Source organism: Pseudomonas sp. NFACC51, from assembly GCF_900103575.1.
GTDB lineage: Bacteria > Pseudomonadota > Gammaproteobacteria > Pseudomonadales > Pseudomonadaceae > Aquipseudomonas > Aquipseudomonas fluorescens_Q.
Window position 1 is genome coordinate 19,177 of record NZ_FMXH01000016.1, and the last position, 23,950, is coordinate 43,126.

Genomic DNA, 23,950 nt, shown 5'->3' on the forward strand with positions numbered 1-23,950 from the left:
CTGCTCCTCCGATCTTCAACGGCGACCGCCGACCGCATGACCACGGTGTAACCGAGCTACGTTCTGATCGATGCGGTCTTGGATCGTGCGCAAGGTGTCTCGAGTAATAACCTGTGGGTATAGGTTCTCGGCAATGCTTGCAAACTGGCTCGCCACATCACAAATGCCGTCAATCATTCTGCCTGCGACGTCCGGGGGCACCTCGGCTTCCTCGGCAAGCCGAAGCATTTGCGTGCGGGAAATCGACAGGGCTTCCCCCATCACATCCATCTGGTGATATCCACTTGGCCCCTCGCAGAAGGTCACGTCGTAAGCCGGCGACAGTCTCCACTGACCGTCTTGCGACATGATGTAGGCAAAGTTCTTGGGATGATCGTCTCTGTTGTTGAACGCAACATTGAAGACTGCACGTTCGAAGGCCACCGCCATCTCTCGCACGTCGTTGGTACACATCTGTGTTGCCCGCAAAAAATTGACGTAGTCCAACACCCCCGGAGATTGGTAATTTGCCCCCGTAAAGGCCGCGAGGCTTTGCATGGGTACGCGCAGACCATCCCGGCGGTCAAATCGCTTACTGGCAAACGCTGCCAACCCGTCAGGCAGACTGAAATACTGCGTGTCAGGGGTTTCGATACCGCACATGCGCAGGCACTCGGCGTAGACCATTTCGATTGCGCAAACCTCGGCTTGTTCTTCTTTGGCCGGGAACTTGATCAACCAGGCTTCAAAACCCGGCGTGACGGCAGTGGTAAACCGGCCAGTTTCGGGATCGCGATAGACGAGGGCCTTAGGCCTTGCACCTTGAGGCGAGCCGCCCACCAACAGCAACGTCTGCAGGAACTCGCCACCGTCTCCATGGAGCACTTCCCGCACTTCGGCGGCAAGCTGCTCCAGCGGGATGTGGACATCAGATTCCTGCCCTTCGGGTGCCACGGGCTCAAACGTCATGGCCCCCATTGCATTGCTACCGATGTAGGCCAGCCGTTCCAGTGAGCCGATGCGCGCCGTGGTGAGCCCGCGGCGCCTGAACATACGGTCCATCAGCAACATGCCCCACCCATCCGGCAAGGAGTCGTAAACAGGCCCTGGCAGGTACAGTTGGTGGTCCGGAAAATCTCGGCGCAAGTGAGCCCCCTCCAACGGCAGCGTGTAGGAGGACAGTTCCAAGCCCCTTTGCCTGGCTTCATTGCTGTACTCGAACACGATCAGCGGGCGACCGGTCAGGGCAGTCGTGGAGACCAGCGTGCCCCATTGCCATCGCTCACCCCATCCCTCGTAGAAGACGTTGACCTGCTCAAGCATTGCCGGACTTCCTCTTTGTACGCAGACGATTGGCGCTGTTTTCGTAGCGCCGAATATCCTCGATGCTGTCCAGCTTTGGCAGGAACAGGCCTTCCAGTTCCTTGGTTCGGCCAAGAGCCATCGCCACCCGAACGACGTTCTCGAATCCGACATTGCGCCCGGCTTCAAGGTTGGACACTGTATTTGTGCCGATGCCGGCACGCCCGGCCAAGTCGGCTTGTGTCATATCCCGCGCCAAGCGCTCTGTGCGCAAGCGATCGCAGAGGCGCTTGACGACCTCGCTCGGCTTGCTGAAGCTTAAATCCAACATAACGTGTACCAAGCCCATTCTGTGCCAGTTAGTGCACAAAATTATAGAATTAACGCTCAGCCCCAGCAAGCGACTTAATTCCCTAAAACTGTGTCTTATTGCTTAATTTCTGGTCTTAGGCACAATTTAATGGATTTATCTCATTGAAAGGTGTCAGTTACCCGGATCGTTATTCTTCTTGGGCCCCATCTTCTCCGTCAGCTTCTCGATCAGGTAGGCGTTGACTTTATCCTTGCTCTCAGCTGCTGCCTCAAGAGCTTTGGCGGTTGGCATCTTGTCAGGGCCCTCCGTGACCGTGAGTACAACGTCCTGAAATCGCTTAGTCTTCTCATCCTCGAACTGGGCGTAATTCCTGGAAAGCTGGAGAGCGCCGTACACCGCGCCACTCTTCAAGTGGTCCAATGTAATCGCAGGTTCGTGTTCACTCCTTCCTGCCACCACTCAAAGCTTCCCGCTGCCAGGCCTGGCGCATGAGCTCAATGACTTCTGCGTCCGACGTCTGGGCAAAATCCAAATACCAATAACCGATCGACATCATCCACTCGGGAATGAGTGGGCAAATCACTTCATTCACTTCGCTGCGCAAAGCCTCGACCGTTTCCAGCGGACCAACCGGCACCGCGACAACAATGCGCGCCGGGGACTGCACGCGCACCGCATGGACCGCGGCCATCATGGAGGAACCGGTTGCCAAGCCGTCGTCGACCAGGATCACGATCTGGTCCTTGAGCTGCAATGGCGGACGGTTTCCCCGATACACCTGTTCGCGCCGCGACAACTCCTGCGTTTCCCGCGCGACTACGGCCTCGAAACTGGCACGGTCGATCGGGTGTACCCGCAGTGCGTCGTCATTGAGGATTTGTATGCCGCCGCTGGCAATGGCGCCCATGGCAAACTCCGGATGCGAAGGGACGCCAAGCTTGCGCACCAGCATCAGGTCCAGGCGAACGTCCAGGGCCGTAGCGACTTCGTAAGCCACCGGGACACCACCACGAGGCAAGGCAAGGATGATGACGTCAGCTCTGTTGGTGTATTTGAGCAAGGGCTCGACCAATCGCCGACCGGCCTCGGTGCGGTTCGGCAACGTGGTTTGCAATGAGGGGCTCTGAATCATGGGGAACCTCCTGAGGCATTGATGTGATGGACGATCCTGGTCGCGCCAGATGGCTAGTACGCTGCGGCGGGTCGCCGTCGTTGCGTTACAACGGGCACCTCCGCTGCAGATTCACCATCCTCTGTCAGAGCAACCTTGGCGTTGATATATATCAAGTCCCTTCGTCAGCCAGACATCCGGCAACTCATGCACGCTGGAAAGGGCTGGTGGTGCACCATGGCGTAGCCCGGCGTTTGATCAGGTAGACAACGCCTGAAGCTTGCGATCAAGGTCGATGAAACCATCGGCCTGCCAATCCCAATCCTGGGCTTGGGCTGCATCGGGTGCGGGCGCTCCGCCATACTCCATGGGCCGGTCGATATAGGCCGTCATCAGGCCGCAATCCCTGGCTGCCGCAAGATCGCTGTGGTGGCAGGCCACCAGGCAGAGTTCAGCGGGTTTGATGTCCAATGCCCTGGCCGTGGACAGGTACGCCGCAGGATCCGGTTTGTAGGTTTGCGCGAACTCCGCTCCCAGTAGCGCGTCCCATTGCAAACCGTTGTAGCGGTTCATAGCGATCATCAAGGCCACATTGGCATTGGACAAAGTCACCACCGTAAAGCGCCGACGCAGCAGGGCCAGGCCCTCGGCTACGTCAGGCCAAGGGTCCAGGCGACGCCAGGCATGGGCAAGCGTGTGCAATACCCCGGGGTCAACCTGGTCGACTTCCAGGCCGTAAGCCGTCAACAATTGGACCAGCGTCTCGTAGTGCAATGTGTCCAGGACAACAAAGCCTCCATGCCCCTTGATGCACTCGCGCAACGCTGGCGCATACAACCGGCGCCATTGCATGGCAAATTCCGCGGGGCTGACAGCGGGCAGGTAGGTCGACACGAATGGACTCGCCTCACGTGCGATGCCTGAATGCCAGTCAACCACCGTACCGAACACATCGAATGCCAACGCTCGTGCAAGCGCCATCGCAAGACTCCTCTGCTATTTAGGTCCAGCCTGGCACACCGGCCGCCGAGGCTCTGGAACGCGGGGATCCAATGAGCTTAGCCTTATCCTTTTCATGCGTCATCGATACTGCGCCGCTCCTATAGCTTGTGACTACCCAGCACCAAATACCGCTGCGGTGCTGCCTTGCGCAGTCGCGCCGCGAGGAACACGCCAACCAGCAGCGCTGCGGGGATGAGACCTGAGTCAGGTGCGAGCCGACAACGTGTCGGACAGGCCCTAGATAAACGTCGTGGGATCCTGCTGGGCCTGGAGCGTGGAGACGATCTGGTCAGCCACGACACCGATCACCATCGACCAGACCGATAACGCATAGAAACCCGGACCTACGCGTGCTGTCGCTGGCCAATGAGTTCATCTAGCTGTGCGGCGAATTCGGCGCCTTTGTCGACGGCTGGTTCGTCCAACAGGACATCGACTGGAGCGACGCCGACCGCACTGTGCTGACCCGATACCTGCGCGAGCGTGACATCCACGTGGTGGTCCACAAGTGGTTGCTCATGCATTCACGTCCACGACAGTGCGCCCGCGCACCTTGCCTTCCAGTACCCGAGCGGCAACGGCCGGCACCTCTGCCAAGCCAACCATCTGGGTGGTGCGGGTCAGCTTGCTCAAATCAAGGTCCTGGGCGAGTCGCGACCATGCCTGCAGGCGCACCGCTTGCGGAGCGTTGACCGAATCGATACCGGCCAGGGTCACGTTGCGCAGGATGAAGGGCAGCACCGAGCCAGGCAGATCCGCGCCCTGAGCCAGGCCGAAGGCAGCGACAACACCGCGATATTGGGTCTGTGCCAAAGCATTGGCCAGGGTGTGACTGCCCACCGAATCAATGACGCCAGCCCAGCGTTCCTTGGCGATCGGTGCGCCCGGCTGCGACAAGGTGTTGCGGTCGATAACCTGCGTCGCACCAAGGTCGCGCAGGTAGTCACCCTCCTCTAGTCGTCCGGTCGAGGCGATCACTCGATAACCCAGGCCCGACAGCAGTGCGATAGCCACCGAGCCGGCGCCACCGCTGGCGCCGGTGACCAGGATATCGCCTCGATCAGGGGTCAGCCCGCCATGCTCCAATGCCAGGACGCTGAGCATCGCCGTATAGCCCGCGGTGCCGATGGCCATGGCCGCCTGGGTCGAGAATACTTCCGGGATCTTTACCAGCCAGTCACCGCTCACCCGCGCCTTCTGCGCAAAGCCCCCGTGGTGGGTCTGGCTCAGCCCCCAGCCGTTGACCAGCACACGGTCGCCGGCCTCGAACCCCGGGTGGCTGGACGTCTCGACGATACCGGCGAAGTCGATGCCCGGAATCAGCGGAAACTGGCGAATGACGGGGGAGCGTCCGCTGAGGGCCATGGCGTCCTTGTAGTTCACGGTCGAGAACTCGATCGCGACAGTGACATCACCGGGCATCAGGTCCTCGTCCTTGAAGTCAACCAGCTGGGTCGAGATCGCTTCGCCGGTTTTGGTCGTGAGCAGCGCTTTGAAGGTCATGGTTTTTGTCCTGTTCGTTCAAACGGATGGTCATCGCTGTCAGCGTGCCTGAGCAGGCCATCTGGTTCGAGCTGCAGCGCTCTGCGAATGCCCGTGTCCAGCAAGTGCGCCGGAGCCATGGCCTGGCTCACCACTTTCGTCACTTTTACCCGAACGTCTTCGTACACGTCGAGTCTAGCGTGGGGTTGGAGGGTGTTGCTCTCAAATCGAGTATTGGTATAGCCGGGCTCGACGACCGTGCCCCTGATGCCGTGTGTACGCAATTCGGGATCCAGCGCTTGAGAATAACCTCCCACCGCATGCTTGCTGGCTGAATAGAGGGCAGCATAAGGAACCGGCACGACACCAAGGATAGAGCCGATGTTGATGATGCGGCCAGCGTTTCTCCCGGCGCTTAAATAGATCAGCGCTCATGAAATCAATGAACTGATTAGGCAGAAGACAAAACAGGTGGCGAGGGGGCGTGCTTCCTCGCCATGGGGTTCATGGTTGTCTTGAGTGAGCGCCCGTCGGGACACTGAGCGCTCAATGGTTCAGGACCCTGATCATTCCCTCGGCCCCCCGAACTGCTCTATCAGGCGATCAGATCGGTGACATTAAGGGTATTGACACCCACCAGTTGGATTTCAAAATCCGCGCCCAGATCGCCATTGACGTTGCCGTACAGCACCTGATCGACGAAGCGCAGTTGTCCTGCTGCCGTGAAGTCATTCGAATTTACGAAGCTGAACGTGTCGGCAAACGAGGTCAAGAGATTGGCATCGAGTTTCGACAGATCCAACTTGTCGCCCTGTAGGCTGCTGAAGTCGGAAATAGTGTCACGGGTGGACCCCATGCCCAGCTCACCCAGCGTATTAAAGACAAAGCGGTCGCTTCCAGCTCCACCGGTGAGGCTGTCAATGCCCAGACCGCCGCTCAGTGTGTCATTGCCCCCCCAACCGCTCAGCACGTTGTTGCCGTCGTTGCCGATCAGCACGTTGTCCAGGGCGTTACCGCCGCCCTTGAGGTGAGCGCTGCCGGTCAGCGTGAGGTTCTCCAGATTGGCGCCCAGGCTCCATTTCAGTGAGGAGCGCACGGTATCGATTTCACCGGCCAGGGTGCTGGTTTCGCTGACGATATCCTTGAGGTTGTCGACCACATAAGTGTCGTTGCCGGTACCACCAACAAGCGTGTCGATACCGCTACCGCCGTCCAACGTGTCGCTGCCCCCCCAACCGCTCAGCACGTTGTTGCCATCGTTGCCGATCAGCACGTTGTTCAGGGCGTTACCACCGCCATTGAGGTGAGCGCTGCCGGTCAACGTGAGGTTCTCCAGATTGGCGCCCAGGCTCCATTTCAGTGAGGAACGCACGGTATCGGTTTCGCCAGCCAGGGTGCTGGTTTCGCTGACAATATCCTTGAGGTCGTCGACCAAGTAGGTGTCATTCCCCGCGCCACCGATCAGTGTGTCCTGTCCGACTCCACCGTTCAGCACGTTGTTGGCGGCGTTACCAGTCAGCACATTGTTCAGGGCATTGCCAATGCCGTTAATAGGGGCGGAACCGGCCAGGATCAGGTTTTCCACGTTGGCGCCCAGCGTCCAGCTCACTGAAGAGCGCACGGTGTCGATTTCGCTGGCCAGGGCGCTGGTTTCGCTGACGACATCCTTGAGGTTGTCGACCACGTAAGTGTCATTGCCTGCACCACCAGTCAAGTTATCGATACCGCTGCCGCCATCCAGGGTATTGGCGCCGGCGTTACCGTCGATGCGATTGTTCAACGTGTTGCCCGTGCCGTTGATATTGGCGCTTGCGCCCAGCCTCAACGTCTCGATGTTGGCACCCAGGACGTAGCTGACGGACGAAATGACAGCATCGATTTCGCTGGCCAAGGTGCTGCTTTCCTGCACGCTGTCACCGATGTTATCGACGACGTAAGTGTCGTTGCCAGCCCCGCCGATCATCGTATCCTCGCCCGCGCGACCGTTCAGAACGTTGGCCAATGCATTGCCGATCAGTGTGTCGTCATTGGCCGAGCCGAATGCGTTTTCAATTTTGGCACCGTAGGCGATCGCCAATCCTTCGCTGAAGGCCGTTTGAGTGTCGAGCTCCAGAAACGATTGGCCGATCTTACTGAACTGGCCTTCATTCAGGTTGATGCGGACCGCTGCCAGCTGATTGCTCGCGTCGATCGTGTCAATACCACCCGCGTCCCAGATCGTCTCGAAAACCGATTGGCTGGGCTCCCAGCGATACGTGTTATTGCCAGTCTGCCATTGAGTGTTGGCCCCATAGAGACTTTGGATGGCGGCAATATCCAGCACCATGGGAGTGGTGGGCTCATAAGAATACGAGGTGTTGTAACTCATGATCGTATTGCGAACGTCATCGAACTGAGCTGCAAGCACCGTGGTGTTTGACAGACTTTGGGAGAACGGATGCTTGAGACCAAGTGCATGGCCGATCTCATGCATAAAAACCAGGTAGTCGTAAGTGCCCTTGTCCGGGGTTGGGTTGTTCGTCACTGGCCCGAGCCAGACATCACCGCCGCTGGGGGTATCGGCAGGGAAATAGCCCCAGGCTGCGGTGTCGCTCTCCATATTCAGATAGCCGCCGAACCGCAGGTCGCCTACGGTGGTGGTGGATTCACTGACCTGGGTGAATTTGATATTGGCAACCGAGCCCCACAGGTCGAGCGCACTGGTAATACCACTTTGCTGGGCTGACGTCAGGACGTAGCTGGCCTCATACTCATTGTCACTGCTGTAGTAGCGGGCAAAACGCGAAGTCTCAGTCATGAAACTGTACGTCAGGGGTGTGGTGAACGTACCGGTACTCCAGGTATTGCCCATCCAATAGGTACCAACCAGCAAGCTGTCGACTTGTGCATTGCCGGTCAGCGTTGCCGACGAAGTGTATGAATAACCAACCGGAGTGGGCATATGAAATCTCCTGTGAGCAATCTGCGGCCTTCCGAAATGCGGCCGCTACAATGGGTTATTTTGCATTAGAAACAAAAAAAGTGATATCACATAGCCACTCTCTTCAAGCTTGAATCCAACCAGCTATGGCGCAACCAACCACTCATTGGCCCGGCGAATATCCCCTTCTCCCAATCTTCCGCTCCAGCGATGCAGCACCAGCAAGCTGGTCACGAACTTGTATTGGGACTGATAGAAATCACGCCGCGCACGAAACTCGTCCTTGATACTGTCCAGCACATCGACCGCATTCTTGACGCCATAGCCGAAGGCTTTTTCCGTGGCGACCCGAGACTTTTCAGCCGACTCCAGCGCCCGCCGTGTAGCCTTGATCCGGCTGAGCTCGGCCGTCATGCCGAGATAAGCAGTGCGGGTTTCCTTGATGACCTGGCGACGCAAGGCTTCCAGCTCCTGCTGGGCGGCTTCCTTGTCACTTTCGGAACTCGATACCCGTGCACGGGTGGAACCGCCGCTGTAGAGCGGCATCTGTAAATCCAGGGAGGCAACGAGGTTGTCCGAGCGAGGCGTCACGGCGCCTTCATAGCCAATGTCACTGCGTTGCGCCGTCAAATTCAGGCCCAGCCGGGGAAGATGCCCTGCCTTGTTTTCAGCGATGGCCGCCTCGGCGGCGAGGACACTGTGCTCCCGGGCGTGCAGCGCCGGGTTGCTGTCGAGCGCCGTCTGCACCCAGTAGTCCTGCGCTTGCGCTGGCAGGATGAAGGCTGGATTGTCGCCGATGCGCTTGAACCGCTCGCTGACATCGCGCCCCACCAGTTCGGAAATCGCTTCACGACTGACCAGGACTTTGTTGCTGGCTTCGATCTCGTCAGCCTTGAGCGCATCCACTCGCGCCTCAAGGTCGAGTGTGTCGGTCACCATCGCCATCTGCCGCGCGTACAAGGCCTTGACTCGCTTGAGGTTACGCTCGGTCGCCTCCAGCTCGCTGCGCACCAGCGACAACTCGTCCTCCGCAGCAAGAACGGCGAAATAACGCTCGGACAAATCAATGCTGGCCTGCACCCGCGTATCGACCGACTCGTAGCCACTCTGCCGGGCCAACTCAAGGTACTTCTGGTAACTGCGCCAGACCTGGGGATCGTAGATCACCTGATTGAGCATCACGGCCATGCGTTTGCCGTTGTACTGGATACGGTCCAGGTCGTCGTCGCGCCGGCTGCGGTTGACACTGCCGCTGGCGTTGAGCTGTGGCAATAGTTGACCAAAGGCCGCGCGTTCCTTGCCCTCGCCGCTTCGAACCAGGGCTTGTGCCCGCAGGACACGCGGATCAGCCCCCTGCGCTTCCTGGTGCAGTTGCCACAGGTCGACATAAGTATCATCAGCGAGCGCTCCCAGCGGCAGGAGGGCCAGGCACATCGTGATCAGGAACTTCATCTCAGTCCTCGATCAACGAACGGGCGAACACATTGCTCGCCGGCTGTATCAAGTATTGCAACAGCGTCCGCGCGCCCGTATTGACCAGCACTTCGACCGGCATTCCCGGCACCAGGGTAAGGTTGCCCAATGTCTGGCGCCCTTTGTCCGTCAAGGCCACGCGTGCCAGGTAATAAGCCGTGCCTGTGTCCTTGTTGATCAGACGGTCGGCGGAAATCTGCACCAACTGCCCCTCGATGACAGGCGTGGTGCTGCTCTTGAACGCGCTGAAGCGAATGTCCGCCAGCTTGCCCAACGCGATGCGGTCGATGTCCATCGGCGACACCTGCGCCTCGATGATCAGCTCTTCGTTGGCCGGGACGATGTCCAATAGCGCAGTGCCTGGGCTGACCACGGCGCCGAGGGTATGGACCGTCATGCCCATGACCATTCCGGACTCGGGCGCGAGGATATCGGTACGTTGATCGCGGTCCCGCAGGGTGGCCAGTCGCTCGCGCAGTTCGTACACTTTGGTCCGTGCATCGCCCAACAGGCCGGCGACTTCACTGGCGAAGGTCTTTTTCAACTGCAGTATCTTCAATCTCGCCTCGTCGATATGGACATGCGCTTGCGCAATCTCGGACTGGCTTTCAGCTATTTCGGTTTGCAGGCGAGAGAGGCTGCGCTCCTGCTCGCGCAGTCGCTGTTTGTCCACGAAGCCTTCGGCAAGCAGTGCCCGCAAATCGACTATTTCTTCTTGATAGGAAGCCGCCAGCGCTTGCTTGCTGGCGATGATGGCCTTGAATCCGCGAATCTGTTCTTCGATTTGTCCGATGGTCTTCTCTTGCAAGCCGATTTCGCCCAGCAACGAGGTCCGTCGGGTCTGGAAGATCCGGGCCTCACTGTCGCGGGCTTCTTGCACCCGTGGGTCCGCGGGATCCAGGGCAGGCACCGCCAGAGGCTCGGGCAATGCGTCACGCTCAGCCTCCAACCGGGCCTGCAATTGAAGCGCGGCAATCAACTGGCTGCGCGTCGTTTCCATTTCCGAACGGGCCTGGGTGTTGTCGAGCACCAGCAACACATCGCCGGTTTTGACCAGGTCACCATCATGCACGCGCAGTTCGCGCACGATGCCGCCCTCAAGGTGCTGCACCGTCTTGCGGTAGCTTTTGACCGTGACCACGCCCGGCGCGAGTGCCGAGCTGTCGAGCGGGGCCAACGCAGCCCAGCCACCGAACAGGCCAAAGGTGACCAGCAGCATGAGGTAGCCGACGCGCCTTACCGGTGTGTCATCGACAAGCAACGCGGTGGACGAGTGTTTGCTGTTTTGCATGAAATCGCTCATCCGCTTCCTACGGTTGAATCGCGGCAGCCTGGCGGGCCGCGGGCGTCGCATCGCGCAAGCGGGCCAGGACCTGGTCCCGCGGCCCGAACAGACTCAGTTCGCCATGATTGAGCACCAACAATTTATCCACCTGCGCCAATACCCCAGGTCGATGGGTAATGACAAACACCGTGGCCCTGCTCTGCCTGAGTTTTTGCAGCGCCTCGGCGAGCATTTTTTCGCCGGCCTCATCCAGGTTGGAGTTGGGTTCATCGAGCACCACCAGGCGCGGCTCACCGTACAAGGCGCGCGCCAGGCCGATACGTTGCCGCTGACCGCCGGACAATCCACCGCCATTGGCACCGATCACCGTGTCGTAGCCATCGGGCAATTGCAGCACCAGCTCATGCACACCCGCCATGCGCGCGGCAGCGACCACGGCAGGTGCGTTCACCGGGCCGAAGCGGGAAATGTTCTGGCTGATGGTGCCCTCGAACAACTCGATGTCCTGCGGCAGATAGCCGATGTACGGGCCCAACTCCTCCCTACGCCATTGGCTGATGTCCGCGCCATCCAGGCGTACGGTGCCGGCCAGGCTTGGCCAGACGCCGAGCAGTGCCCTGGCCAGGGTCGACTTCCCAGCGCCGCTGGGACCAATGATGCCCACTGCTTCACCCGCGGCGACCTGAAAGCCCACGCCGCGAATAATCGGCTTGCGAGCATCGGGGGATCCGGCCGAAAGGCCCTCGACGCGAATCGCCCCCTCAGGTGCCGGTAGCGGCATGCGTTCAGGCTCGGCGGCAATCTTGAACAGCAATTCGTGCAGCCGGGCATATTGCGAGCGGGCCCCCAGAAAGCCTTTCCATACACCGATCAACTGATCGATGGGCGCCAGCGCGCGCCCTAGCAAAATCGAGCCGGCAATCATCAGCCCAGACGAAATCTCGTGATTGATCGTCAGATAGGCGCCCAGGCCCAGCACCAGCGACTGGACGATCTGCCGGAATGTCCTGGACACCGATGTCATGGTTGCGGCGCGGTCGCTGGCCAGGCTTTGCAGCGCAAGGACCTTGTGGGCTCGTCCACTCCAGTGCTGGCGCAGGCTGGCAAGCATGCCCATGGATTGCACCACTTCAGCGTTGCGCAAGCTCTTGTTGGTGAAGGCGGTGGCCGCCACCTGTTCGCGGTTGGCGGCCTGCAGCGGTGAGTGGGTAAGCTTTTCGTTGGCAAAGGCCAGCGCGCCCAACAACGCTGCACTCACGACCCCCATCCAGCCGTACCAGGGATGAAACATGAACATGACAGCCAGGTAGATCGGGATCCACGGCGCGTCAAAAAATGCAAACAGGCCGTTGCCTGTCAGGAACTGGCGCAAACCATTCAAGTCGCTCAAAGGCTGGGCCGTGGCATTCATGCCACTGGTATTGAGCGCCTGCTTGAAACTGGCGTCGAACAGACGCTGGCTCAGCAGCGTGTCCAGGCGAGTGCTGATCCGCACCATGATTCGCGAACGGACCCACTCCAAACCACCCAGGGTGATCATCAACAGCAACATGATCAGCGTCAGCATCAACAGGGTCGACAGGCTGGCGCTGCCTACCGCGCGGTCATACACCTGCAGCATGTAGAACGAAGGAACCAGCATCAGCAAGTTGACGAAAAAACTGAAAAAACCAACGGCAAGAAAACTACCTTTGCAGACGGCAAGGGCGCCTTCCAGTTCGGTCCTGGCGTGGGCTGACATGGTTCATCACCTGAGGTCCGATTCTGGTCAAACCTGAAAAATCACAAGGGCACAGGCGCACGAACGCCTGGAATATCGTTCGGCGGGACACCACTGGAGCGCCCGCACAATCGGATCTACCGCGCTGTATCGGCACGGTTTTGCAGTTCTTAAGGAAAAATCGAAATTGGCGTGACGGGTGATACGCCGCGCGGGATGGCCCTTCGCGGCGGGCGACACCAGATCAAATGCTCAAGCCTCAGCCTCCCAACGACGAAACAACACACTGGCATTGACGCCACCGAACCCGAACCCATTGGAAAGCGCATGGGTAATCGGCATCTTCCTGGCCTTCAGGCCAACCAGATCAAGCCCAGCGGCGGCTTCGTCAGGATTAACCAGGTTCAGGGTCGGCGGCACGATCTGGTCACGCAGCGCCAATACCGTGAAAACCGCTTCAATGCCCCCGGCCGCGCCCAGCAGGTGGCCGGTAGCCGATTTAGTCGAGGTAATCGCCACCCCGGATTCCGTGCCGAACACCGAACGAATCGCCGCCAGCTCCCCGCTGTCGCCGACCTGGGTAGAGGTCGCGTGGGCATTGATATGCTGCACGTCGGCCGGACTGACAGCAGCCTGGCGCAGCGCCTGTTCCATTGCGCGGCGGGCGCCGTTGCCGTCTTCCGGGCCAGCCGTCAGGTGGTAGGCATCGGCGCTGGTGCCATAGCCGACCAGTTCCGCCAGGGGCTTGGCCCCACGCGCCAACGCGTGTTCCAGCGACTCGATCACCAACAACCCCGCGCCTTCGGCCATGACAAAGCCGTCGCGATCACGGTCGAAGGGGCGCGACGCTTCCTGCGGGCGTTCGGCAAAACCGGTGGAGAGCGCCCTGGCCGCCGCGAAACAACCCAGGGTCACGCGATCGATCGCCGCCTCGGTACCGCCACAAATGGCAATGTCCGCCTCCCCGCTCCGGATCAGCCGGGCCGCATCGCCGATGGCCTGGACGCCGGCGGCACAGGCAGTTACCGGTGCGCCGAGCGGGCCTTTGAGGCCATGCCGGATGGACACGTGGCCGGCCGCCATGTTGGCGAGAAACGCCGGTGCAGAGAACGGTGACAGCCGACGCGGCCCCCGCGAGTCGGTGGTGCGTACGGCATCGGCAATGGCGCCAAACCCACCCACGCCCGATGAAATGATCGTCGCGGTGCGTTCCTGGTCGACGGCTTCAGTCGGATGCCAGCCCGCCTGCTCCAGGGCCTCATGGGCGGCCACCAGCGCAAACTCGATGAAGCGATCCATTTTCTTGCGATCCTTGGGCGGGATGACGCGTTCGGGGTCGTAACCCGCGCTGGCGTCTTCCTCCAACGACGGCACCTGGCCGCCCACGGCCACACCGGTACCCTCGGTGATATCGCCAGGCAGGATACGAATGCCGGAGCGGCCGGCCAGCAACCGCTGCCATACCTCTTCTACACCGCAGCCCAGGGGGCCGACAATGCCGACACCCGTGACGACGATTCGCTTTTGACCTTCGGGAGTACTCATAAGAACCTCTTCATTTCGGTGGGCGCTCACTGGCAGCCACGCGCGAACACTCGCTTATACCAGCCGTACTGTTTCCATTGGAGCAGGCTGGACTGGACGGATCTTGAACCAGATGGAATACATTGCCGGCAGGAACACCAGGGTCATGAGGGTGCCGACGAACGTACCGCCGATCAGCGTGTAGGCCAACGTACCCCAGAACACCGAGTGCGTCAGGGGAATGAACGCCAGGATCGCCGCCAGCGCCGTCAACAGCACGGGGCGGGCCCGCTGTACGGTGGCTTCGATGACAGCATTGAACGGATCCAGCCCTTCTTGGGCGTTGTGATGGATCTGCCCGATCAGGATCAGCGTGTTGCGCATCAGGATGCCCGACAGTGCGATCAGGCCGACCAGGGCATTGATGCCGAACGGCTGTTGGAATATCAGCAGTATAGGCACCACGCCAATCAGTCCCAAGGGCGCGGTTAAGAACACCATGAGCATCGCCGAGATCGAACGCACCTGGACAATGATGATCAGCAGCGTCAGCGCCACCATGATCGGCAGCAGGGGCAGGATTGCTTGGTTGGCCTTGCCCGATTCCTCGATAGCCCCTGCCTGCTCGATCCGGTAGCCGTCAGGAAGCGTGTCGAGGATCGGCTGCAATAGCACGAGCATCGCGCTCGATACGTCTGGTGGCTGCAAACCTTCGGCGATGTCGCCGCGCACGGTGATGGTCGGCGTACGATCGCGCCGCCGAAGGATCGGATCCTCCATGCGTACATCCACCTCGCCGACCTGGGACAGCGGGATACGCTGCCCGGCGGCCCCTACCAGCGTAAAGCCTTCGATCCGGGCAGGGTCAAGACGGATGTCACCGGCGGCTCGACCAACGACCTGCACCGAACGGATGTCCTCACGAACCGCCGTGATCGGCACCCCGGCCAGCAGGAATTGCAGTTGCTCGGCGACGGCACTGGATGTCAGTCCGACCGCCTGCAGGCGATCCTGATCCAAGTTGAAATGCAGCGTCGGCACCAGCGGCCCCCAATCGGTGTTGACCGTCCTCATCATCGGGCCGGCTTGCATGACGTCCTGTACGCGTGCGGCAATCTCCCGCAGTTTCGTCGGATCAGGCCCCATCACCCGGTAGGCCACCGGAAACGGTGAATACGGCCCGAACACAATCTGGGTCGCCCTGACACGGGCCTCTGGGGCAAGCCCTGCGGCAACCGCTTCGCGAAGACGGAACTTGAGGGTTTCCCGTGCCTCCTGGCTGTCCGTCAGCACGACGATCTTGGCGAACGACGGATCTGGGAGTTCTGGCGCCATTGCCAGGAAGAAACGCGGCGCGCCCTGTCCGATATAGGCGGTGACGATTTTCGCTTCCGCCTGTTTTTGCAGCCAGGCTTCGACCTTGGCCGTGGCGGCGCTGGTCTGCTCGATGGAAGTTCCATAGGGCATTTGCACCTCGACCATGACCTCGGGACGGTCAGAAGTCGGAAAGAACTGCTTTTTCACCAGGCCCATGCCCAGGACGGCCACGACAAACAGCGTGATCACCGTACCGGCCACCAGCCATTTGTGGCCGATGACCCGCGTCAGGACCTGGCGGAAGCGATTGTAGTGGCGGGTGTTGTAAATGGCGGCATGTCCGCCCTCGACCGGTTTGATGTCCGGCAACATTTTCACCCCCAGGTAAGGGGTAAAAGCCACCGCGACCACCCAGGAGGCGATCAGGGCGATGCCGACGATCCAGAACATGTTGCTGGTGTATTCGCCAGCGGTCGATTGGGCAAAACCGTTGGGCATGAAGCCAATCGCCGTCACCAGCGTACCGGACAGCATCGGTGCAGCCGTGTGACTCCAGGCATAGGCCGAGGCTTTGATCCGGTCGTAGCCCTCCTCCATTTTCACCACCATCATTTCGATCGCGATGATCGCGTCGTCCACCAGCAGCCCGAGCGCCAGGATCAGCGAACCCAAGGTGATCCGGTCAAAGTTCTTTCCGGTAGCCGCCATCACCACAAACACGATGGCCAGTGTCAACGGTACGGCCGCTGCGACCACAACGCCTACACGCCAGCCCATGCTGAGAAAGCACACGAGCATCACAACCAGCAGCGCGACAAAAAACTTGACCATGAACTCGCCGACGGCCGAATCGATGTTCACGGCTTGATCGGTCACCTTGGTCAGCGTCATGCCCAGCGGCATGTCTTCATTGATCTTGCTCGTCTCGGCATCGAGCGCCTTGCCCAGATCGAGGCCGTTCCAACCCTCGCGCATGATCACGCCCAGCAACAACGCCTCTTCGCCATTGTTGCGCACCAGGAAGGTGGCCGGATCTTCGTAGCCACGTTCAACCGTCGCCACGTCCGAGAGCTTCAACGTGCGCCCCTGGATTGTCAGCGGCGTGTCGCGGATTTTCTCCAAGGTATCGAAGGCCCCCTCCACCCGCAGGAAAACCTGTGGCCCTTTGGTTTCGATGGAGCCGGCGGGCGTCAGTACGTTCTGGCTGTTCAGTGCGGCGAAGATGTCCTGGGGGGAGACCCCCAAGGTCGCCAGCCGGTCATGGGAAAAGGAAATGAAAATGCGCTCGGCCTGTTCGCCGATGATGTTGACCTTCTTCACCCCCGCCACATGCAACAGGCGCTGGCGCAACACCTCGGCATCACGCACCAGCAGGCGCTGCGGCTCACCCTTGGCCTTGAGGGCAAACAGCGCAAACGTCACGTCCGAGTACTCGTCGTTGACCAGTGGCCCGATCACCCCCGCCGGCAACTTGGTGGCTTCGTCGTCGAGCTTCTTGCGCGCCTGGTAGAACTCTTCCTGCACCTGTGAAGGCGGCGTGCGGTCCAGTAGCGAAACCATGGTGAAAGCCAGGCCGGGACGAGTGTAGGTTTCCGAGCGGTCGTACCATTTCAACTCCTGCAGGCGTTTTTCCAGGGGCTCGGCGACCTGGTCCTGCATCTCCCGCGCCGTCGCCCCCGGCCATGCAGTAATGACGGTCAGTTGCTTGACCGTGAACGGCGGATCCTCCGCGCGGCCAAGCTTGAAGAACGCCAAGGTCCCGGCGACGGCGATCAGGAAAATCAGAAATACCGTGATGGCGCGCTCGCGCACGGCGAGCGCCGAAAGATTGAAGCTCATTGGCGGGTCCCCGCGACGTTCACATCGCCCGGTGCAAGCAGCCGGACGGGCTCGCCTTCACGCAACAGATGTGCACCCAGGGCGACAATCCGCTCACCAACGTTGAGACGGCCTGCAACGCGCGCCGCGTCGTCGCTCAAGCCCAAGACCTGGACGGGACGCCAAGTCACTTTTGCCGGCTCGCCGTCGATGACCCACACGCCAGTGCCATTGCCGGGGTCGTACAGCGCCGCAATCGGCACTTGCAGCACCGGCCCCTGGGCCACGCCCTCGGCGATACGCAGTGTGACGGTCGAGCCCAGCGGTGCATTAGCCAGGGCGCCCTCCAGGACATAGCGCGCTTCAAAGGTACGGGTCACCCGGTCAGCCGAATCGGAAAGCAGCCTGAGCCTGGCGGTGACCGCCCCGCTGGTGCTGCCATACAGCGTCGCCTGGGCACTGGACCCGACGGCTGGTCGCAGGGTCTCGGGCAGTTGCACGACGGCTTCGCGCTGCCCGGCTCGCGCCAGTCGGACCACCGGTTGACCCGGACTGACGACTTGCCCCGGTTCGGCGAGCGTTTCCATCACCACACCATCGGCGTCGGCTAGGAGCACTGCATAGCCGGACGCATTGCGGGCCACGTCGGCTTGCGCCTCGGCGGCGCTGAGCTGCGCCTTCGCGGTATCGGAGGCGGCTTTGATCTGGTCATAGCCCGACGCCGAAATCGCCCCGGCGGCCACCAGTTCGCGATATCGAGCTTCATCGTCCGCGGTCTGCTTGGCCCGGGCGCGCGCGGCCGTGACAGCCTCTTGCTGGGCTCGCGCCTGCAAGCCCAGGTCGATGGGGTCCAGACGCATCAGCGGCTGGCCTTTCTTGACCGCCTGACCGGCATCCACCAACCGCTCCAGGACCTTGCCTGACACACGAAAACCCAGGTCGCTCTGGACGCGGGCCGCCACGACGCCAGTGAAAGAGCGAGCGCCGACGGAGGAACCCTGCACCTGCGCAACCCTCACCAGAGGAGCAAGCGTGCGCGGATCGGTGGCAGTGGATGAGTCGCCGCACGCCGTGAGGACAAGAGGCAACAAGCAAGCGGCAAGGGTGACAGGTCGGAGCCGGAGCATAGGTTCCCTTTACTGGACAGAGGATGGGGAACCCATTCTTGCGCTCGTGACCAATACTGTCAATGGTCACCAATTGAAGTTTTGTTTTTGGCCCTGTTGGCTCACGGATAATCCCCGGTAAACAAAGGGCCTTGGATCCACGAAGCGGACTTCATAACCAATTGACAGACTGTGACCATTCTATAATATGGTCACAAATGTCGATCCCGAGGAAACCGCAATGCCTCCCCTCCGCCCCCTTGCTTTATTAGTAAGCGTCAGCTTGATGGCCGGCTGCGCGGTCGGTCCGGACTATCAGCGTCCCAACGCTGTCCTGTCGGATCGTTTCCTGGGCCAGCCTTCTGTCGAGCAAAGGAGCGGTACAACACAGGCCAGCCTCACCACCTGGTGGGAGGGGTTTGGCGACCCGGTGCTGAGCGACTTTATCGCCAAAGCCCTGGAGCAGAACCTTGAGCTCGCCCAGGCGTCGGCGCGCGTTGCTCAGGCGCGGGCCGGCCTTGGTGCAGCCAACGCCGCCTTGTTGCCCTCGGGAAATATCAGTGGCCAGGCCGCACGCGCCTATCAATCCGTCGAGACGCCGCAGGGCCAATTGCTCAACTCGAACCCTGGTTTTGATCGGTACGGGAACAGCTACGAGCTGGACCTCGGCGCGAGCTGGGAACTGGATGTCTTTGGCGGCCTGCGACGCGGACGCGAAGCTGCATTGGCCGAATACCAGGCCTCCGAGGCCGGAGCCGCGGCGACAAGGCTGGCCGTGGCCGCGCAGACCGCAGACATCTACATCACCCTGCGCGGCTTGCAAGCGCGGCTGGATATTGCGAACCACCAGGTCAAGACCCAGCAGGACCTGCTGGAAAAAGTCCAGTTGCTCTACAGCAAAGGGCTCGCCGCCAGCTATCAGGTCCGCCAGACCGAAGGCGCGCTTGCCCAGGTCCAGGCAACGGTACCGGTCCTGCAAACCGGGCTGGACGCCGCCATGAATGCGCTGGATGTCATGCTCGGCACGCCGCCAGGCACTCACCGCCCGCAACTGACCGAGACGGGTAGCATCCCCCTGCCCCCACAAATCAGCGAGATGGGTACGCCGGCTGATCTACTGCGCCGCCGGCCAGACCTCATCGTCGCCGAGCGCCGTCTCGCCGCCTCCAATGCCCGTATCGGCGAAGCCGTCGCCGAGTACTATCCGAAATTTTCCCTCAGCGCGTTGCTCGGCAGCGCCACTGCGGTCTCTGCCGGGCACCTTTTCTCCGGCGGCGCCAGCCAGGCGTCGGGCGCGCTGGGACTGCGCTGGAGGCTGTTCGATTTTGGCCGGATCAACGCCCAGATCGACCAGGCCAAGGGACAGGAAGCCGAAGCGCTGGCTGCTTATCGCCAGTCCGCGTTGCGCGCCACCGAGGATGTCGAGAATGCCTTCTCCGCCTTGGTCAACCGAGAAGCCCAGGCCACGACACTCACCACAGGCGAAGCGTCATTGAGCGAGGCGCGTCGATCATCCTTTATTGCCTATCAGAAAGGCACGGCCAGCCTGATCGATGTCCTCAACGCCGACCAGACACTGCTCCAGGCATCCGATGCCCGGGCACAAGCACGGACGGAATCGGCACGGGCGGCGGTCGCAGCATTCAGAGCCCTCGGTGGCGGCTGGCAAGCGCCACAGCCACCGCAGCCGGTAGCGAGCCGATGATCAGGCAATCACCACTATTTTCAATCTTTACAACCGGAGTCCAGCCACATGAAAACCAACGAGAATTCCTGGGTGCTCATCACGGGCGCTTCAAGCGGCTTTGGCGAGGAGTTCGCCCGGCAATACGCAGCACAGGGAAAATCCCTCGTCCTGGTAGCCCGCAGGCTGGACAAACTGGAAGCGCTGTCAAAAGAACTGCGCGAGCGTTTCGGCACCGAGGTGATCACCGAACAAGTCGACCTGTCGTCGATTCCGGCAGTCATCGACCTGCACAAGCGACTGGTTCAACAGGGTATTGCAGTCGATGTGCTCATCAACAACGCCGGCCATGGATTGCAGGGCCCGTTCCTGGACCACGCCATTGACCAATCCCTGGCAATGATCGATCTGGACATCGCCAGCCTGACCACCATGACTCGCCTCTTTGCCCAGGACATGCGCATCCGCCGCCGCGGCCACATCTTGCAGGTCGCCAGCTTGCTTTCCTATCAAGGCGTGAAAAATTTCGCGGTCTATTCAGCGGCCAAGGCCTACGTGCTTCGCTTCTCCGAGGCGCTGCACCAGGAACTCAAGGGCGACGGTGTCGTCGTGACCGCGCTGTGCCCAGGTATGTCGGATACCGGGTTTGCGCAGAGTGCCAACCAGACCCTCACGCCAGCGCTGAAGATGGTGATGATGCAACCCCAACCAGTGGTTCGCGCAGGCATCCGCGCGCTGCAAGCCGGGCGCATGAGTGTGGTGCCCGGCTTCGGCAACAAGGCGCTCACGGTGTTGACCTGGGCCACACCACGCCGATTTCACCAGCGTCTCATGGCGAATGTCATGGGGGTATGAATGCGATGCGGCGAAGGACCGGGAACTGCAAGGGCTCCCGGCACACGCCCTATTGCGCTAGAAGCGATAGCTGACTGAAGTACCAAAACCGCTGGCACTGTTCCGGTATTTGGAACTGTATGCGCCACGGGTCGACGAGGTTTCGTTGATGCGCACGCTCTCTTCCTGCAAGTAGGAGTAAGCCACGTCGATCGTCACCTCTTCCACAGGCGTCCAGCCGGCACCGAAGCTGAGCACCGTGCGGTCGCCGGTTGGTATCCGAGGCCCACGGTTGGTGTTGTTGGCGGGCGACTGGTCGACCGACAAGCCCGCGCGCAAGACCCATTGATCGTTGAGTTTATACGCGGCACCGATGGCATGGGCCCAAGTATCATGCCAGTCCTGTTCTTCGCTGACGGTGCCCAGCGCGCCGCTCAGCAGCGCAGGCAAGCCGGAGTTCTCGATGGTCAGCTCCTTGAAGCGGCTCCAGCGCGTCCAGGTACTTCCCAGGTACATCGTCCAGTCGTCATTGAGCTGATGAGTGAGCGAGATGTCCACTGACTCCGGAGTATCCACGTCCAACGACGCGTCATAGCTGCGGCCACTTACCCCCAACACACTGAAAATGCCACCCGTGAGCTTGGACTTGGCATCCAGGTGGTAACTGACCTTGGAGTGGTAAGTCAGCCCCAGGCGAGTCTGGTCCGTCGCCTGCACCAGGATGCCGGCGTTGAAGCCGAGCGCCGTATCGTCGCCGTTGCTTTTCAGCTTCCCATCGTTGCTGCCGGGACTGAGGGGATTGGGCACCATCCCGGAGATCTCACCGCTGATCCGGTTGATGGTCGGACCAAACCCGATCGACACCTTGTCGTTGAAGGCATAGCTGACGGTAGGCTGGAAAGTCAGCGTCGTCACTTCGCTTTTATTGCCGTAATAACGCCCGGCAAAGTCGCTGCCATAATCGGTGATCAAACCAAATGGCACATAAAAGCCAACGCCGACAGCCCAATGCTCATCCACCGGCTTGACGTAGTAACCCATCGGCACCGTGGTGGTCGGCACCATGTCACCGTCCTCTCGGCCACCGAAAGTGCTGCGGGTCTGGCTGATATCGCTCTGGGTAAACAGTGTCGCAGCGCCCAGGCTGACCTGCTCTTTCTTCAAGCGAGACATGCCCGCCGGGTTGCCGAAGACAGTACTGGCATCTTCAGCGGAAGAGGACCGCCCGGCAAAACCCGCGCCCATCCCACTGATACTTTGTTCGTTCAGCGCGAAGCCGCTGGCAAACACTTGGGACGTTGCAAGCGCAACGGCGAGACTCATGGGGGTCTTGAGCAAGATTCTTTTCATTATTAGGACTCTAGGAACAATTGCTGGGGGATGGAACGGTTTGTTTTTCTATTAGGTAAAAATCGCCACGGTCTGGCGCGCCCAAAGCACTCGCCGACCGCTTTCGTCCCAGATTTCCATATCTTGCAAGGAGTAGCCCTCCGAAGCCTGCTGGCTGAAGGCGCTGATGAGAAACCATTCGCCGGCCACGGCGGGCTGCGGCAGATCGATTGTCCAGGAAGCCGAGCTGATGGCTGCCGGCTCTGTGAAGCAGGTCATCGCGGCGGGCGGCAGACTGTCAGCGAGGGCGATCAAAGCCACCGCCGGGTCTACCCCCTGGGCATCCAGGTGACGAACCCACATCAGCAACTCGGGATCTGTAGCCCCGGACACCGGCAATGACCCACCCGCAGGGCGCATTTCGAAGTTGAAGGCGCAGGCAGGCGCAATGGTGTTGTCCAGCGCCAGCGTGGCGTACCGCGACGCCTGCTCCACCAACGGGCATCCCCATGCCTCATGGGTAATCCTGCTGGCGCGTGGCTGAGCGAACAGCAAGGTCGTGCGCAACGCCAGCTCATCGCCCGACTTGCAGTCGACAGACACCGAAGTCACGGACCGCCCTTCGCGCAACACGCTTGTATCGAACGTCTGGGCTTGCGTGACCGGACCTATGAATGAAACCTGCGCAGACTTGAACGGAGGAAAGCCCTGTGGGCGCTCGCGCAGAACCGTTTCCAACGACAACGCCGCCGAAAGACCACCGAAGATCGTCCGGCCCTGCTGCCAATTGGCTGGAGCAACGAACGGCACGCTCGGATCAAACTGCGCCAGCACCTGAGCAAAACTGGTCATTTAGACGTCCTCCGACGGCCTGAACGTGAACCCGCAGAAGCATCGCAAGAAGGATCACTTGAAAGTCGATGCCATACTTATTCACGTGACCATTATTGTCAATAGTCACTAAACAGGCAAAAAGAGACCGATCGGTCAGGTACAACCGGAAGGCAAGGAAGTCGTTTCTGAATCGGGACGGCCGCTCGTCGCAGCCGTCCCTCAGGGCATCAGGCTACGCAGGATGAGGTTGGCGGTCAGCGTCGGCGCCACCTCGACATGATCGAGGCTGTACTGCAGCAATAGAGGATTGACGAAAGGTCGAAGGGTCAGGTGTATCGCTTCGACGGTTTCATCCAACGGCGTCTTGCGTTCGAACTCACCGCTTTCGCGCCCTTCCCGTACGACCTGCACCACGAATTGCTTGATCCGTGCGTCATACACCAGGGAGCTGGGCCAGCGCTCCGACGCGGAGAATGCGGCAATGTCGTAGAGCTTGCGATCATTGAAGAACAGGTCGATCCCCGTGGTAATCAGGGTCTTGACCAGGCGGCGAAAGCGCTCGGTCGAAGAGAGCCCTTCCTCGCCGATGGCCTCCTCCACGGCCGCAACGATCTTCGCAAGACAGCCGGAGCAAATGGCTTCGCCAATCGCCTGCTTGGAATCGAAGAACTTGTAGATGTACGCCTTGGAAAAGCCGATGGCCTTGGCCAGGTCAGACACGGTGGTCTTGGCGTAGCCGTATTGACTGAAATGCTCGTTGGCCGCCGCGACAATCTGGTCGCGAATGTCATGATCGGCTGGGCCGCGAGTGCTGGGCGAAGGTGATGTTGGCTGATTCATGGGAGCAGCTTACGCATCCCTGCGAGGGATGACAACTTGTGACCACCTATGAATACAGTCACAAAACAGCCGTCCGT

General features: G+C 60.6%; 19 protein-coding genes. 2 read left to right on the top strand and 17 right to left on the bottom strand.

What is annotated here, in order from left to right; all coding sequences use genetic code 11:
- Positions 1-15 precede the first annotated feature (15 nt).
- From BLT00_RS25285 to BLT00_RS25355, 14 genes are all read right to left on the bottom strand, one after another.
- Positions 16-1,302: a type II toxin-antitoxin system HipA family toxin gene (locus tag BLT00_RS25285; protein WP_092142980.1), complete on the bottom strand. Its 1,287-nt coding sequence runs from the start codon at positions 1,300-1,302 to the stop codon at positions 16-18.
- The gene (locus BLT00_RS25290; RefSeq protein ID WP_072346046.1) at positions 1,295-1,612 is read right to left on the bottom strand and encodes a helix-turn-helix domain-containing protein; all 318 of its coding nucleotides are present in this window, start codon (positions 1,610-1,612) and stop codon (positions 1,295-1,297) included. The genes BLT00_RS25285 and BLT00_RS25290 overlap by 8 nt, the downstream gene beginning before the upstream one ends.
- Positions 1,613-1,765: 153 nt before the next feature.
- Complete coding sequence (locus BLT00_RS25295; protein ID WP_092464366.1) at positions 1,766-1,990, bottom strand: hypothetical protein; 225 nt, start codon at positions 1,988-1,990, stop codon at positions 1,766-1,768.
- 43 nt (positions 1,991-2,033) lie between these two features.
- The gene (locus BLT00_RS25300; protein WP_092142974.1) at positions 2,034-2,726 is read right to left on the bottom strand and encodes a phosphoribosyltransferase; all 693 of its coding nucleotides are present in this window, start codon (positions 2,724-2,726) and stop codon (positions 2,034-2,036) included.
- Between the two features lie 237 nt (positions 2,727-2,963).
- Positions 2,964-3,686, bottom strand: a complete 723-nt coding sequence (locus BLT00_RS25305; protein WP_092142971.1) for a haloacid dehalogenase type II — start codon at positions 3,684-3,686, stop codon at positions 2,964-2,966.
- Between the two features lie 537 nt (positions 3,687-4,223).
- Positions 4,224-5,210: an acrylyl-CoA reductase (NADPH) gene (locus BLT00_RS25315; protein WP_092142968.1), complete on the bottom strand. Its 987-nt coding sequence runs from the start codon at positions 5,208-5,210 to the stop codon at positions 4,224-4,226.
- A complete protein-coding gene (locus BLT00_RS25320; protein WP_256572790.1) occupies positions 5,207-5,551 on the bottom strand; it encodes an SDR family NAD(P)-dependent oxidoreductase in 345 nt (114 codons plus the stop codon). The genes BLT00_RS25315 and BLT00_RS25320 overlap by 4 nt, the downstream gene beginning before the upstream one ends.
- Positions 5,552-5,784: 233 nt before the next feature.
- Positions 5,785-8,130, bottom strand: coding sequence for a M10 family metallopeptidase (locus BLT00_RS25325; protein WP_092152587.1), 2,346 nt, complete (start codon positions 8,128-8,130; stop codon positions 5,785-5,787).
- A 123-nt stretch (positions 8,131-8,253) separates the two neighbouring features.
- Positions 8,254-9,561, bottom strand: a complete 1,308-nt coding sequence (locus tag BLT00_RS25330; RefSeq protein WP_092142965.1) for a TolC family protein — start codon at positions 9,559-9,561, stop codon at positions 8,254-8,256.
- Between the two features lies 1 nt (position 9,562).
- A complete protein-coding gene (locus BLT00_RS25335) occupies positions 9,563-10,873 on the bottom strand; it encodes an HlyD family type I secretion periplasmic adaptor subunit (RefSeq protein ID WP_256572687.1) in 1,311 nt (436 codons plus the stop codon).
- Positions 10,874-10,892: 19 nt separating this feature from the next.
- Positions 10,893-12,608 carry a type I secretion system permease/ATPase gene (locus BLT00_RS25340; RefSeq protein WP_092142959.1) on the bottom strand — a complete coding sequence of 572 codons (1,716 nt, stop codon included), beginning with the start codon at positions 12,606-12,608 and terminating at the stop codon, positions 10,893-10,895.
- 231 nt (positions 12,609-12,839) lie between these two features.
- On the bottom strand, positions 12,840-14,132 hold the full coding sequence (gene fabF / locus BLT00_RS25345) for a beta-ketoacyl-ACP synthase II (protein ID WP_092142956.1): 1,293 nt from the start codon (positions 14,130-14,132) through the stop codon (positions 12,840-12,842).
- A 54-nt stretch (positions 14,133-14,186) separates the two neighbouring features.
- A complete protein-coding gene (locus tag BLT00_RS25350; protein ID WP_092142953.1) occupies positions 14,187-17,267 on the bottom strand; it encodes an efflux RND transporter permease subunit in 3,081 nt (1,026 codons plus the stop codon).
- On the bottom strand, positions 17,264-18,373 hold the full coding sequence (locus BLT00_RS25355; RefSeq protein WP_092142950.1) for an efflux RND transporter periplasmic adaptor subunit: 1,110 nt from the start codon (positions 18,371-18,373) through the stop codon (positions 17,264-17,266). Before BLT00_RS25355 ends, BLT00_RS25350 begins: the two co-directional genes overlap by 4 nt.
- 220 nt (positions 18,374-18,593) lie before the next feature.
- On the opposite strand from BLT00_RS25355, the gene BLT00_RS25360 reads away from it, so the two are divergent.
- Positions 18,594-20,057 (top strand): efflux transporter outer membrane subunit, encoded by a 1,464-nt coding sequence (locus BLT00_RS25360; RefSeq protein ID WP_092142947.1) that lies wholly within the window; start codon positions 18,594-18,596, stop codon positions 20,055-20,057.
- Between the two features lie 48 nt (positions 20,058-20,105).
- Positions 20,106-20,891 (top strand): SDR family NAD(P)-dependent oxidoreductase, encoded by a 786-nt coding sequence (locus tag BLT00_RS25365; RefSeq protein ID WP_092142944.1) that lies wholly within the window; start codon positions 20,106-20,108, stop codon positions 20,889-20,891.
- A gap of 57 nt (positions 20,892-20,948) precedes the next feature.
- Here BLT00_RS25365 and BLT00_RS25370 read toward each other — a convergent pair whose 3' ends face one another.
- From BLT00_RS25370 to BLT00_RS25380, 3 genes are all read right to left on the bottom strand, one after another.
- Entirely contained in the window at positions 20,949-22,220 is a 1,272-nt protein-coding gene (locus BLT00_RS25370) for an OmpP1/FadL family transporter (RefSeq protein WP_092142941.1), read from the bottom strand.
- Between the two features lie 51 nt (positions 22,221-22,271).
- Positions 22,272-23,051, bottom strand: a complete 780-nt coding sequence (locus BLT00_RS25375) for a thioesterase family protein (RefSeq protein WP_063320944.1) — start codon at positions 23,049-23,051, stop codon at positions 22,272-22,274.
- A gap of 201 nt (positions 23,052-23,252) precedes the next feature.
- Positions 23,253-23,873, bottom strand: a complete 621-nt coding sequence (locus tag BLT00_RS25380; protein ID WP_092142937.1) for a TetR/AcrR family transcriptional regulator — start codon at positions 23,871-23,873, stop codon at positions 23,253-23,255.
- Positions 23,874-23,950: the final 77 nt, after the last annotated feature.

Excerpts from the sequence above, each read along its gene's own strand:
- BLT00_RS25305 (WP_092142971.1), bottom strand. The coding sequence starts at position 3,686 with ATGGCGCTTGCACGAGCGTTGGCATTCGATGTGTTCGGTACGGTGGTT.
- BLT00_RS25315 (WP_092142968.1), bottom strand. The coding sequence starts at position 5,210 with ATGACCTTCAAAGCGCTGCTCACGACCAAAACCGGCGAAGCGATCTCG.
- BLT00_RS25290 (WP_072346046.1), bottom strand. The coding sequence starts at position 1,612 with ATGTTGGATTTAAGCTTCAGCAAGCCGAGCGAGGTCGTCAAGCGCCTC.
- BLT00_RS25325 (WP_092152587.1), bottom strand. The coding sequence starts at position 8,130 with ATGCCCACTCCGGTTGGTTATTCATACACTTCGTCGGCAACGCTGACC.
- BLT00_RS25350 (WP_092142953.1), bottom strand. The coding sequence starts at position 17,267 with ATGAGCTTCAATCTTTCGGCGCTCGCCGTGCGCGAGCGCGCCATCACG.
- BLT00_RS25300 (WP_092142974.1), bottom strand. The coding sequence starts at position 2,726 with ATGATTCAGAGCCCCTCATTGCAAACCACGTTGCCGAACCGCACCGAG.
- BLT00_RS25340 (WP_092142959.1), bottom strand. The coding sequence starts at position 12,608 with ATGTCAGCCCACGCCAGGACCGAACTGGAAGGCGCCCTTGCCGTCTGC.
- BLT00_RS25285 (WP_092142980.1), bottom strand. The coding sequence starts at position 1,302 with ATGCTTGAGCAGGTCAACGTCTTCTACGAGGGATGGGGTGAGCGATGG.
- BLT00_RS25380 (WP_092142937.1), bottom strand. The coding sequence starts at position 23,873 with ATGAATCAGCCAACATCACCTTCGCCCAGCACTCGCGGCCCAGCCGAT.
- BLT00_RS25360 (WP_092142947.1), top strand. The coding sequence starts at position 18,594 with ATGCCTCCCCTCCGCCCCCTTGCTTTATTAGTAAGCGTCAGCTTGATG.
- BLT00_RS25330 (WP_092142965.1), bottom strand. The coding sequence starts at position 9,561 with ATGAAGTTCCTGATCACGATGTGCCTGGCCCTCCTGCCGCTGGGAGCG.
- BLT00_RS25370 (WP_092142941.1), bottom strand. The coding sequence starts at position 22,220 with ATGAAAAGAATCTTGCTCAAGACCCCCATGAGTCTCGCCGTTGCGCTT.
- BLT00_RS25355 (WP_092142950.1), bottom strand. The coding sequence starts at position 18,373 with ATGCTCCGGCTCCGACCTGTCACCCTTGCCGCTTGCTTGTTGCCTCTT.
- BLT00_RS25365 (WP_092142944.1), top strand. The coding sequence starts at position 20,106 with ATGAAAACCAACGAGAATTCCTGGGTGCTCATCACGGGCGCTTCAAGC.
- fabF (WP_092142956.1), bottom strand. The coding sequence starts at position 14,132 with ATGAGTACTCCCGAAGGTCAAAAGCGAATCGTCGTCACGGGTGTCGGC.
- BLT00_RS25375 (WP_063320944.1), bottom strand. The coding sequence starts at position 23,051 with ATGACCAGTTTTGCTCAGGTGCTGGCGCAGTTTGATCCGAGCGTGCCG.
- BLT00_RS25335 (WP_256572687.1), bottom strand. The coding sequence starts at position 10,873 with ATGCAAAACAGCAAACACTCGTCCACCGCGTTGCTTGTCGATGACACA.